7 protein-coding genes are annotated in these 14,381 nt (G+C 27.9%); all 7 read right to left on the bottom strand.

Annotated features, from left to right (window positions below; genetic code table 11):
- Positions 1-8 precede the first annotated feature (8 nt).
- The 7 genes from SHYC_RS00290 to SHYC_RS00260 are packed head-to-tail and all read right to left on the bottom strand — an operon-like array spanning position 9 to position 14,372.
- Positions 9-1,463: an ABC transporter ATP-binding protein gene (locus SHYC_RS00290; protein ID WP_039643479.1), complete on the bottom strand. Its 1,455-nt coding sequence runs from the start codon at positions 1,461-1,463 to the stop codon at positions 9-11.
- Positions 1,456-2,187: an energy-coupling factor transporter transmembrane component T gene (locus tag SHYC_RS00285; protein WP_231912786.1), complete on the bottom strand. Its 732-nt coding sequence runs from the start codon at positions 2,185-2,187 to the stop codon at positions 1,456-1,458. The genes SHYC_RS00290 and SHYC_RS00285 overlap by 8 nt, the downstream gene beginning before the upstream one ends.
- Complete coding sequence (locus tag SHYC_RS00280) at positions 2,184-2,762, bottom strand: MptD family putative ECF transporter S component (protein ID WP_039643477.1); 579 nt, start codon at positions 2,760-2,762, stop codon at positions 2,184-2,186. The genes SHYC_RS00285 and SHYC_RS00280 overlap by 4 nt, the downstream gene beginning before the upstream one ends.
- An 11-nt stretch (positions 2,763-2,773) precedes the next feature.
- Entirely contained in the window at positions 2,774-5,554 is a 2,781-nt protein-coding gene (locus tag SHYC_RS00275) for a condensation domain-containing protein (protein WP_231912785.1), read from the bottom strand.
- Complete coding sequence (locus tag SHYC_RS00270; protein ID WP_039643474.1) at positions 5,551-6,243, bottom strand: VOC family protein; 693 nt, start codon at positions 6,241-6,243, stop codon at positions 5,551-5,553. The genes SHYC_RS00275 and SHYC_RS00270 overlap by 4 nt, the downstream gene beginning before the upstream one ends.
- Positions 6,244-6,245: 2 nt before the next feature.
- Positions 6,246-8,360, bottom strand: a complete 2,115-nt coding sequence (locus SHYC_RS00265) for a bifunctional Gfo/Idh/MocA family oxidoreductase/class I SAM-dependent methyltransferase (RefSeq protein WP_039643472.1) — start codon at positions 8,358-8,360, stop codon at positions 6,246-6,248.
- Between the two features lie 3 nt (positions 8,361-8,363).
- A complete protein-coding gene (locus SHYC_RS00260; RefSeq protein WP_231912784.1) occupies positions 8,364-14,372 on the bottom strand; it encodes a non-ribosomal peptide synthetase in 6,009 nt (2,002 codons plus the stop codon).
- Positions 14,373-14,381 lie beyond the last annotated feature (9 nt).

The raw sequence follows: 14,381 nt of genomic DNA, 5'->3' as shown, positions 1-14,381 counted from the left end.
GATGCGATTTATACATCGAAATAGTAATTCAATTGATCGATACCTCGATGATTTAATGCGAATTGATTAATAAGACGACCCTCTTCTATATGTAAAACATATGTACATATTTCTAATATCAACGATTTATCATGTGTAATGATAAAAATTTGCTTTCCTTTCTCATGAATATCTTGAATCATTTTTGCTACTTTTCTCATATGATATAAATCTAATCCTGAGGTAGGTTCATCAAATATAATTATTTCTTTATCACTCAAAATTGCCGTAGCAATAGCCAATCTTTGCTTTTCACCACCAGAAAGCGATAATGGGTGTTCATGCTTTTTATCTAATAAATTTATACTTTTTAAAATGTTATCAACTTGTGTTTCTGTTACATGAATATTTAACAGCTGTAATTCCTTTTCTAAGCTTTCCGTAAATAATTGTGTGTTTACATCTTGGAAAACCATGTAGCTCTTCTTTAATAATTGTTTCTTTTTGAATTGCTTATGGTCATAGGAAACATAACCTTTAAAACCTTTCAATAAACCACATAAACATTTAGCAAAAGTAGACTTACCACTTCCGTTATTACCTATAATCGCAACCACTTCATCTTTTGGCATTGTTATTTTGTCTATATCTAAATGATTTTCTTTATTAAATTTTTTATAAGCATAAGTAAAGTTATACATGTGCATAACATGTACACCATTTTTTGGCGCAAGTGGTAACTGCTCTTTTTGTCCATATCTAATACCCATACTTTCTAATTCATGACGATTCAGCATCTTAAATGTATTTGCCTGATACTGTGTGTGTAACAAACCATTTTCCATATAATAAATACTATCCGCCACGTCCATAATATAATGCAAGCGATGTTCTATTAATACGACCGTTTTGCCACTTTTTTTTAAATAGCAAATCATTTCTTTTAATTTCCTAATGCTATACATATCTAAATTAGATGATGGTTCATCTAATACGACAACATCCGGATTACTAATAAGCACTGTCGCACACGCAATGATTTGTTTTTCGCCACCTGATAACTCAAATATATTCTGATTCAATAAGTGCTCAATCTTAAATTGATTCATGACTCTTTTAATTTTTTTCTTAATGACTGATTCATCTATACCTTGATTTTCCAAATTAAATGCAAGCTCACTTGTTGTATCAACATTATAAAATTGTGTCTTCGGATTTTGAAAAACACTACCAACCATTTGTGATAATTGATACATTTCAATTTCTGATATATTGCGTCCATCCAAATAAACATCTCCAATTATGTCGCCATGCTGAACTTTAGGAATCAAGCCATTTATCAATTTGGCAATAGTTGACTTTCCGCTACCTGATTTACCACAGAACACGACTAATTCACCTTGTTTAATTTGAAGTGAGACATTTTTAATTGCCGGTTTATCTGAAGAAGCATAGTTAAAAGTTACATTATCAAATTTAATCATGAAACAACTTCTCCTTAAAATAAACACTCCATAAAATAATCATAATAATCATTATCATTATATCGAGTAGTTTAAATTTCAAATTGCATACATTCGTACGTTTAAATGGTGAATCAATCCCTCTCGTCATTGCTGTATAAGAAAGATCATTCCCTATTTGTACAACAGATATAATAAGTGGAATCGTTCTATATTCAATCAATCTAAATAAATGATTTGGAAAATGAATACCTCTCATTTTCATAGCATAATTAATATTTCGATATTCCTCAGCAATCGTTGGGAAAAATCTAAAAATTACAGATATTGGAATAATAATATTTCTAGGTAATTTCAATTTTTCCATAGCTGTTATAAATTCACTTACTTTCGTAGAAGATAAAGTATAGTAACCAACTATAAATCCAGGAAATATATTCATAAAAATACCAATAAATGCTAGAAGGATAAATTTAATCATGCCTTCTGTAAAAGGGAGCACCCAATATTGTAGGCATATCAACACTAAAAAAATAACAACACATTTGATGAATAAACTTATCTTATGAATAGTTAATAATAATGTGAGTGAAAATAGCGTTAAACATACTCTTAAAACACTTTGTGAACTACCGCTTGATATTAATAACGTGCTAATGGTGATGGTTAAAGCAATTTTAGTTCTAGGATCTAATTTTAAGATGATATTCATATAATCTTTTACTGAACTACCAAGTGCCTTCACACAAGCCCCGCCTTTTTGAAATGTTTATTAAACATTTTCTTACCTAACCAAGCCCCGATAAGCCCTCCTACTACAGTTAAAATAAACATCACAGGTAACGACCATAAAGGAGTAATAGATTCCAATACGTTTACATAGTCTTGACCATAAGACTCCCCGACCTCTTTAAAGTATTGTTCCCTTGCAATAAACATCCTTAAGACAAACCCCATCATCCATAAAGAGAAAATAGCATATCCCCATGTAATTGATTTCCATTCAATATATTTACCAGACTTCATAATGAAATCACCTATTATACCGAAAATCATACCGAACGGAATCATAATTAAGCCACTTCCCATAACTGTAAATGCAATACCTAAAATTGTTCCAGTTAATGTCACCAATCCAAATTTATTTATCTTCATAATATATAAAATAAATGGAATTCCACATACTATCGGACAAAAGAATCCTAGAAACGGTATTAAAAATGGTATGTAACCGATCATTGAAGTAACAAAGAATAAGACTAAATATATCGCTGTAAAAACACCTACTGTAATTAAATCTTTCACTGTTAGTTTATTCATAATTTAACTCCTCATCTGTTAAAATTTTTTATTAACAATTTCGCAACATATGATGCATGAACATTGTCCTCGACACAATTATAATGATTACCTGGTATAGTTATTTCAGTAAAATTACCGATACAACAATTTCGCCAAAATTCAGTATTGTCTTGTGCTGGCAATATATCGAAGTCATCCTTATCTTGTGCTTTTAAGTAAGTTACATCGCCAATATATGTAGTAGGTGTCATATGGGCCCCTTCCCAACTTGCCATTTGCGTTTTATAAGAAGAAATTAAGAAATCTTTACTTGCAGTAATGCCACTATTTTGTTTTGAATTTATAACATCCTTATATATTTCAAATCTTTCGTTTAATGAGTTATTTTTGAAAAATTCCTCTAATTCTTTTTTTAATAGATCTTCTTTACCATATTTATTGGTGATGAAATTTAATAAATCATATTGTGAATTCGTATTAATTTTGGAATACATCTTTCTAATACTATCGTTTAGTTTGTTATTATTAATTTGGGGCAGAACATCTTTAATCGTGATAAAGTGATTTTGTATAAATGCCATTTCAGAAACCATATAATCTATTTTTGATAATGGTGACGGTGAAGTATCAATTAAGGTAACGTTTTCAACATCCACATCATTGAGAATGAGTGTGCTCGCTACTTCTAAAGCGATCAGACCTCCAGAACAATATCCCACTAAATGAACGGCTTTATATCCTGATTTCTTAATTAGCTCTGCATATTCTTCACTAATTTTCTTAACTAGTTGATTTTTCTTTATATGACAATATTTTTCTTGGTCTTGAATTGTAATACCTGCAATTGAATCTTGATCATTCTTTTTTAATTCATCAATCAAATATCTTAAACAATTCATTGTTCCTAATCCTGCATGGAAAAATATTTTAAGCGTTTCTCCTCCCTTTTTAAAAATTGTTAATTTACCTATATAATTATTCTCATTTTTCTCGTCAGTCTTACTATCTGTTTTTTTATTATTAATCTCTTGTAGTATGTTTTGTAGAGTTGGCTCAGCTAACAGGGATCTTAATAAACTATCAAAATTTATTTCTTCTAACTGATGTTGTTCACATGTAGTGATTATATTTGTTGATAATCTTGCTAATATTAACGAATCTGCGCCGTATTTATAAAAATTATCATTTTTACTAAGTGAATCTACTTTTAATATGTCTTTACATCTCTCAGTAATTTCATGAATTAATTTATCTGACAGTCGGTTTTTAATATTTTTGTCATTAGTATCTACGGTCTTTTCAATTTCATCACAATTAGTAATAATTTGCTTAAAGTTGTCTTTATAGCGTTCTTTACGGTACCAATGTATCAATGTAGAACTTCTGGCTGAGTTAGTTAAGACGTCTAATAGAAAATGTTGATAATCTTTTGTAAAAATTTCTAAAAATTCATTATCAAAAATACCTTTTCTTGTATCTATATTGATATATAATTCATCATTTAACTCCATAATTTGACAATCCATAAATACTTGAGGAGATTGACTTATACCTATTTTCCCTAGTTCCATATATTCATAATTCATAACACCTGTACCTAATGAACTAGTAAAAACAATTGGAAATATGCAATTTGAATTTGATTTCCTAATTTCCCTTATTGTTTCTACACCTGTAAAATAATTATGTTCTAAATCTTTTAATAATTGATTTTGTATCTTTTCTGCGTTATAAATAAATGATTTATGTTCATCAATTTCTACATTCAATAAATTTGTTGAAGTAAAATCTCCTATAACATTTTGTATATCCTCAAATTCTGACTCTCTATTCATAGTTGTTAAGTTTATTACAAACTTCTCTTGATCAACCCACTTTTTTAAAACACATGCAAATGCTGTTAAAGCCATAGTATTATGAGTAAGAGCGAATTTTTTTGAGAGTTCCTTAATAGCATTCCAATTATTTTTATTAAGAAGGAATGATTTTCTAATAAATTCATCTTTAATTTCACTCATTTTTACTGGTAACTTAGGATAATCTCCTAATTCTTCTATTTTGTCTGTCCAATACATCTCGTCATGCAAATATTTAGAACTTGCTTTTTTTAGTTCACTACCTAGATAAATATCCCTCAGATGTGAAATTTTATGATTTTTTGTTTGTAAATTACCATGAAAATACTCATATTCAAATTCTTTTAATAAAATCCAAATACTCATCCAATCTAAAATCAAAAAATCAAACGACAAATGTAAAAGTGATTGATTATCTGTTTGAGTTACTTCAATATCGAATAAAGGCCAAATAGATGGATTGTAATATTTATTCATCAATCGATTTCGTGTTTCATTACAGTTTTTTTCACCCTTTTTTACCAAAACTTCATATTCAATATCTGAATCTACTATTTTCTGTGTGTCCCATGAATCAATAACTGTTCTTAAAGCTTCATGTTTAGATATTAAATTATTCCAAATCTTATTTATTTTTATTTCATCTAATGTTGGAAATGTAACTTCAAAATAGACATGACTTGAAACTGATCCGAATACACTCTTCTCACCTATAATATAAGCACTTTGTATATCTTTTAATGGAAATCGATTAATATCTTTAAAATATTCATATTTACTATTTGATTTAAATAGCTCAATGATTTTAATTTTATTTTCTTTTAAGAAGGCTACATCATCCTGTGACAACTTTCCTAATTTACTTTTATAATGTAATCGATCATTTTCAAACCAGATATTTATACCATTTTGATATAGCCTGATTAATTCTCTTTTTATTTCCAACCTACTCACATACTTTCTATCGTCATATAGTTCGTTAATCTATATAACTTTCCAAATTTATTTTTAAGAAGTACTTGATCAATTTCCGCATTTAATCCTAGGGTTAATTTTAAATATTCATCATTTTTCAAAACATTTTTCAAAATTTCATATTCCTTTTCTTTACACGTAAAATTTACACTTTGAATTTTCTCTATGTTATTTTTGTGTACAACATAATTTGGACGTTGATTCATACTATAATCTGAAACTACAAATGGTAATGTTGCTGGTATTAAAGGTAAATAACTAAATGAAACTTTTTCATTTTTTGAATTTTTTCTATTCCAAGTTATTATTTTATTTGATTCAACACCAAAATCCTTTAAAATTATTTTGTTTTTCGGAAAATTTTGAATACTTCGATATTTAGCATCTTTATTTTCTATTGCAAAATCAACAAATCCTTTTTTGTTTCCACACCATTTCTTCCACCTTTTTTTCATCGCATCTCCATAAATCCATCTAAATATATAAGCAAAGGGGATTAAATTATTGTTCATTTCTATGAGCTCTATATGTGGACCGGTTTCAAACCAAATAAAAGCATTTTTAGAGTTTTTATTAGCTCTTTCAACATCGAAACCTAATTGTTCAAACTTATTTATAGCATTTTCGAGATCAATAACTTTATATTGTAAATGACCAATCTTATACATTATTACCTCTTTTCTAATATAAAGAGCGCCTGATTAAATGAGGACAACTCATCAGTTTGATGTGGCATTTTTTTAAGAACATTAAACCCAGTTTCATCAAAGATTTCATACCAACTTTTTAGTGATAAAAAGGTCATATTTTTATACTTTCTTTCATCTTCAGGTTCTGTCATCATGAAGGCTTGAGATATAAGCATAACTGAAGATTCACCATATGCTTCTCCTATAATGAGTTTGCCATTTTTGTTTAATGTATCATTTAATCTTTTTAATAAGCTTCTTATATCTTTTGAATTATTAATAACTCCAACTGCAACAATGACATCAAATTTATTTTTATTAATAAAATTATTATCATCCATTTTGTCTATATTTAAAATCTTGTATTTCATAAATTGATGACGTCCAAACAATTCTTCACCAGAGATCAAGAAAAATTTAGATATATCTGTGAAAATGTACTGTCCAGTAAACGTATCAGCTACTTTATCCAATATTTTTTGCGTTGTGGCGCCAGTACCAGCTCCTAATTCTAAAATTGATAATGAATTATTTTCCGATAAATCCTTAATATACTGTCCAATCTGATCATTAATGTATTTAGAAATGGCTGTTTGGCTGTACAAATCTTTTGCGATATCATTTTTACCTTGATTGAATAACAACAAATTTACAGATTCATCACCTTTTAATATTTTATCCATAAGTTGAATATGTGATTTGAAATATTTTATTACAGAAATTGGCATAATATTTTCATGCCATTTCCTTTCAAGTTCATTCCATTCAAATAAAATATTTGAGTGTGATTTATCTAATTGATCAAATATATATTTTTCCGGTTCAGTCTCTATAATGTAATTATTTCTTGATAAGTAATTTAACCAACGTTTAATAATATTTCTATAATTATCTTGAACATTTAGGTTTCTAATAATACTTTGGTAAGAGCACGCGACCTTTAAACTATTAATGTTCCGACTTAGTATCCAAAGCATTGATTTAGCACAAATTCGCTCTAATTTTCCCATTTCATCATTAATACTTTCATATGTTTTTTCATTTAGAACAAGTCGATCAATATCATATAAGGTATATTTATCTTTTATTACTAGCGTCGGATAGCCTAATGACTGCATTAATTTATGCCATATTATCGAACTATTAATCTGATTTTGTGCTAATACATTGAAATAAAGTTCACCATGTTGATTCCTTTTTAAATATAAATATATTTCCTTAGAAATAGTCGTTGGCCACAAATCTGTAAATATCGTTTGTTGAGTTAAATCTGGATTAACATATAGCAATTTTATATGTTTACGTGTCATTCCTTTGGGTGGATTATCAATAAAACTAGACGGTATTCTATATCGATTTGGAAACTTAATATATTCTCTCCAAAACACATATCCCTGAGGATCTAATAAATTTAATTCTCCACCTTCAAAGCCAATTTTTATACTAAATAGTAACCTCATAAAATTATCTATTTCATTATCTACAATTTCGTTATAGGCAATTAAGTTTAATTGTGTTTCATTTATATTTGTGGATAAGTATTGAAAAGGGCCATTCTCTTTTCTTGATTCATTAAATTCAACATTTTTAATTTCAGGTATTAATATTGATAATAATTGTGCAACTGGATAAGATAACTGTGTTGCAAATTCTACATTAATATATTTTACGGATTGATCCTTTCTTATACATCTATAATTATCAATAAAATTTTGAACGCTGGGTAGTTTACAGTATAAATTACAAACACTAAAATATCTTTTTTCTTTTTTAGCTAATTTATACAGTGATATATATTCTTTTTCAGAAAGAGGTTGTTCAAAAATGACATCTATACCTCTTTTTAGCAATGATTCTGCTATTAAATTACCTTTCCCACCTTGCACTTCAGATTTAATAGCAATACATGCCAAATCAATGTCACTAGGTAAATCATCAACATCATTGTATAACTTAATTTGATAGTAATTAGCACAATCAATTGACCTCTCACTTCCTGATGCGAGTAACCCATGAAGTTTAATGTTTGGTATACTTTTCAATGCCTCTATATAAAATTGACCGAACCTACTTCCACAAACTATACATTTTTTCATATCTTAGATAGCACCTTCTTCTCCGTTTGTGTTTATAACTTCTTCAATTTTATTTGAGATATCTTTAATAGTAGGATTTGAAAAGATAAAAGCCAGTTCAAGTTCTACATCAAATACTTCTCTAATTTTATTAGTTAGTGCAATAGCTTTAAGCGAATCACCACCAACTTCAAAAAATCTACTTGAAGAACTAACAATATTGTAATTAACAATTTGAGATAATATTTCTTTAAGTTCATTCACATTAATTTCATTCATGTTGTCACTATCGTCTTCTTCAACTATTTCATTTTTTTCAAAATATAAATCTTTTTTATCAATATTATCATTTAATTCTTTGAATAATATTGATTTGTCTTTTGATATATCTAGTAAAGTGGTAACGAAATAGTTGAACATATTATCCAAATTCTCTACTCCGAGTTGACTATCGACACTATCCCAATAGATATCTAAACCCTCATCACGTTCAATGACTTGGTTGTCTAACCAAACTTGTGGTGTTTGACTGATATTGTAAATTATTTTTCCAAAATGATTTCTACTATTCAAAGCATGTATACCCAATCCACTTGTAAAGACGAAGGGCATTAATATATAATCATCAATTTCACAATATTTTCTTAAATCTCTTTGAAATTCAACACCTGAATATTTACTATGCTCTAAATCTTCCATAAGTTGTGATTGTATTTTTTTAAATCGCTTACTTAGTTGTTTTTCATCATTATTTTTAATTTCTAATAAAGTTAAAGTTGTAAAGTCACCAATTACTTTATTAATCTCTGGACTAACAGGAAGCCTATTAAATTGTGTTACATTTAAAGAAAAGTTATAATTTGAACTTACAAGTCTAATTGCTTCGGAATATACTCCGATAAGCAATGTTGTTGGTGTAACTTGTAATTCTTCGGCTATAATTTTTAAGTTCTGCCAATCCTCATGCTCAATATGATATGATCGCCTTGTGAAAACATTAGATAAAGTTTTAGATTTTGCATCATATTCTATTTGTGGTGATTTTAAAAATCCTGATATTCTTTTAATCCAATATGATTTATCAATTTCGTAACGACTATTACTTTTCTCTTTATTTAAATAAATTACATAATCCCTAAAACTCAAATCAGTTATTTGATCATCTATAGACTCATTGAAGTAAAGTTTATTCCATTGTTCTAATAAGGCAAACATGCTCCACCCATCAAATATTAGGTTATCAAAGCTAATATGAATTCTAATTTTTTCATTGGTAATCACTGAGACGTTTATATTGAATATTGGCCATTGATATATATCAAGAATTTGATGAGATAAATTTCTTCTTATTTCCATAAGACTACTTTCTAAAACATCTCCACTTTGCCCTCGTAAATCATTGATATTAAATTTATAATAAGGTACTTTTTTTAGAATCTTTTGCATTCCATTTTCTGTAATAATAGATCTCATCATGCCATGTTTTATAATCAATTGATTCCACGCATTTTCAAGATTATCGATATTAATGTTGTTTCCATCAATTTCAAAGTAACAATGTGTAGCTACATTATTTTCTTCTAAATCTTTTTTACGACCAACAAAATATGAATACTGAACATCTGTTAACTCAAACGGTTTATTTATATTTTTAACATCTTGTATGAAATCATTTTGCTTTCCATTAACATTGATCTTACTCATTTGAGCTACTTTTTCTGCTTGTAATTTAATGGTTGTATAAGTCATCGCATCTTTTATTGTGAAATTCACTTTAAATTTATTCTTAATTTCTGTTGCAATACGTGTAGCTAATAAAGAGTCTCCCCCATTTTTGAAGAAATTCGTATGAATATTGGATATTTTCTCTTTAAATTCTGATTCCCAAATGTGTAATATTTCTTTCTCAACATGATTTAGCTTCACTGCGTTTGATAAGTGTGATTTTACATCATCATTTTTTATTAAACTAGCTAGTTGTTTATTGTCAATTTTCCCATTTTGATTTAATGGAAATTCATATACCTTTTTAATTTTTGTTGGAATCATATATTGTGGCAACGTTTGTTTTAATGTTTTTTCTACCTTTAAATCATTTATATTATCTTTAGATATATAGAAAATATTTGAATAAACGGGGTCTTCACCTATATATTGAACTTTTTTACACTTAAGATTTTGAAAAGTAAATGTATTCATCCATTCGCCGCAAGTTTTTCTAATCTTCTCTCCACCTGTATAAGTGTTTAAAATGTCAACAGTAAATTGTTCAATAAATAAATTTATATTTGGTTCTACTATAATAAGTTGTCCATCATCTTTCAGCCTATCTATAAGGTCATTTAAAGTATGATTTATATTATAACTTCTATGCAAAGCATTAATAATTAAAATTGCATCATATTTTTTATACTCTAATAGATTAGAAGATTTTATATTGATACCATTATGAGCATTAGAGTATTCATCTTTATATATTGCTGTGTTGTCAAAGTAATCATAATTTTCTACCTTTTGTTCTATTCCTTGAAATATCACATTACTTATACCAACATTTCTTGTCTCATATTCTAATATATTCAAATTACCCTTTTTAATGTGAGATATTTCTTTTATTAGAGTATCTAAAACAATATCTACCCATGGCATTAACGAGGCTAAATAAGTTGGAGATAGTTTTTTTTCATTTTTATAAAATAGATCTATTGGACTTATTTTATTGGTAAGTATACTGGGGATGTATTTTTCAAGTTTTTTTATATAATTTACGATAGACTCTTGGTTTTTAAATGGTTTAATAATTTTGTTATCAATTATTCTGCATCTATATTTGTTACCTTCTTTTTCCAAGTACCCGGAATCTACTAGTCTAGTTAGCCATCCTTGTATGATTTTCTCATATCTTTCATTAACATTTAATCGAATTAATATTTCCTGAAGGGGTATATAATCAAATATATTTATAGCATTTTTTGAGTTTAATAGATTTACTACATATTGATAGAGTAATCTATCCATATTTTCTATGTATTGATGGGTTTGATTTGATACTTTCAAGCTTTCAATTATTTCCTCATTTTTAACTGGTACTATAAATGCAGTAAGATTTTTATTATCTTCAATGACTTTAACTTTATCAATTCCATCAATTTCAGATATAGCATATTCAATTTCTCCAATTTCAATTCTATGCCCTTTAACTTTAATTTGATTGTCTATTCTACCTAAAAATTCTATCGTGCCATCTTCCCATATCCTTCCATAGTCGCCAGTCTTATACCATCTAATACTATTACTATCCTTATAGAATTTATTATTCGTTAATTCAACATCCCCTATGTAACCTTGAGCTACACCAATACCACCAATATGTAACTCACCTATAACATTTTTAGGACATTCTCTTCCAAACTTATCAACAACTTTATATAATTGTCCTTTTAATGGAACACCATAAGGTATAGAAGACCAATATTTAGGTATTGTACGGGGAACTTTAATATAATTAGACCATATAGATGCTTCAGTAGCTCCACCCATTGCTATAACATTACTATTATATTTTGAGATATTATAAAATCTATTAGGTAATTTAAGGTCTATCCAATCCCCTGATAGTAACACTGTATTTAATGCTAGTCGCTCTTTTTTTCCTTCGATATGAGTTACTAACATATCAAAAAGAATAGGAACTGAATTCCATATTGTTACATCATATTCTTTTATCATAGATAACCATTGAGTGGGATCTTTATAATTATCTTCACTCGTTAATATAAGTGAACCTCCACTACCAAATATGCCAAAAATATCATAAACTGATAAATCAAATTCTATAGATGACACCATAATTAAACTGTCCGTTGACGTGATATTAAATTTACTATTTATATCCAAAATTGTATTCACGGCATTGTAATGTGATATTTCTACTCCTTTAGGTGTACCAGTTGAACCAGAAGTCATAATAACATACGCAGTCTCTTCTGAAGAAATATCCGTTATCTCAGTTAACATTCTGTTGTCAATTGCTTCTATGTCCAAAATAGTCATATTATCTTTATGAAGATTATTATGATTTATATATTCGGAATTGCTTACTATAACATCAATGCCTACTTGATTATAAATTTTCTTTCTTCTATCATTAGGTTGTTGTATTCCGATTGGTACATAAGCTGCACCTACAAATTGAATAGCAAATATTGAGATGATTTGGTGATATCCTCTCGGTAAAATAATTCCTACATAATCACCTTTTTCAACTCCACTAGTTCTTAATGTTTCACCTAATGCCATTGCTCGATTAAATAACTCTTTATAACTAATTTTAATTTTTGTATCCGTATCGATTAATGCAATTTTCTCTGGATTCTTTTTTAAGTTTTTTAAGAAACCATCATATAACTTTTCTTTTGGTAAATCCGTTTGAATATTATATTTATTCTGGCTGGTTTGGATTGTAACTCCTATCTCATTCCAGTTTGAACTTTTACCTAAAGATTCAAGAAGTCTACAATAATCATTTAACATTCTTGTTATCGTTTCATCGCTGAACAATTCATCCACTTTATCCCAACAAATTAATAATTCACCATTTTTAATATAAGACTGAAAATCAAGCCATATACCAGGTGTTTGTGTGACCATATAAGTCATATTTCCTAACACACTTTTAGTGATTTCATCCTCTAGTTCATAATCTATATTACATGCGAATACAACAGGCGCAATATTAATATGAGTACCATTTTGTTTGGATATATCTCTCTGAACATTTACACCACTGTATTCTGAATGAGAAATGTTTTGAATAAAATTTTCTTTAACCCTTTCTAAGGTCTCCAAAAATTTCTCATTAGGCATCGGAATATGCTCAACTAATAATAAGTTTGTAAAGTCTGCTACTATATCCCTTACTTGAGTGTTGTTGTGATTTCTATCAAATAAAGGCACATTTACATAAAAGGCTTCTTGATCACTATATCTTTCTAGTGTAATCATGTAACATGTTAATAATACAATTGCGGGTGTTGTATTGTATAATTTCGCTTTCTCTTTAATTTGATTCCATAAATTATTATTTATCTTTCTTAAATGTCGCGTAAATTTTACCTCTTTAACATCGGTTGGTTTTTTTAAAGTGGGTAACTGAATAGGGTTAATATTTAAGTTTTCTATCTTATCTAACCAAAATTTTTTACTCTTATTAAGATCCTCTTTATCTATTTGAATATTTTCAATATAATCTTTAAATGTGTATTCTTCACTCTTGCCTGAATCTGTACCATTGTATATATGTGAAAGTTCCTTAATAATCATACTAATACTTAAAACATCGGCAACAAGTAAGTCAATATCAATACTTACTATCATTTGATTATCAGGTAGTATAAACACGGTTAAACCAGCAACATCACCTTCTGTGACATTTCTTTTTAAATGTGATACATTTTCTCTATATTTTTTCAATTGAATTTGAATATCTTCGCTATTAAATGAATCTAAATTAATAACTTTTATTTCTTTATTGAGTGGGTACTGCATAAAATATTGTTTACCATCTTGAGTGAATTTGGCCCTTAACATTGGATGTCTCATTTGAACTTCATACCATGCATGATTAAGCTTATTTATATCCAATTTTTCTCCTGTAAACTCAAAATAAGCATGACAACCTATACCGCCTAATTCTTGATCATCTTCTCTACCAATTAAATATGCACTTTGTACATCTGTTAAATCAAAAAGCACTCCATTTTGTTTTTCACTTTTCCTATCATTTAAAATATTTATTTTTGAAACTCTTATAAGTTCCTGCCAATGATTCAAAGTAGGTTCTTTAATTAATTGTGAAAATTTAATTTTTAAACCTTCTCTTCTTAAAATACTTGCTAATTCCATGACATCTAATGATTGAATACCTAAATTAATTAAATTTTGGTTAGGGTCTATATTACTATCGCTTAGCTTCTGATTAATCCATGCGTTCAATATATCTAATGCTTTATCCTTAAATATTAGTTGATTCACATTAGAACC

Source organism: Staphylococcus hyicus, assembly GCF_000816085.1.
In the GTDB taxonomy this organism is placed as follows: domain Bacteria; phylum Bacillota; class Bacilli; order Staphylococcales; family Staphylococcaceae; genus Staphylococcus; species Staphylococcus hyicus.
Note: the sequence above shows the minus strand (reverse complement) of the source record. Positions and strands in the feature narration are given on the sequence as shown.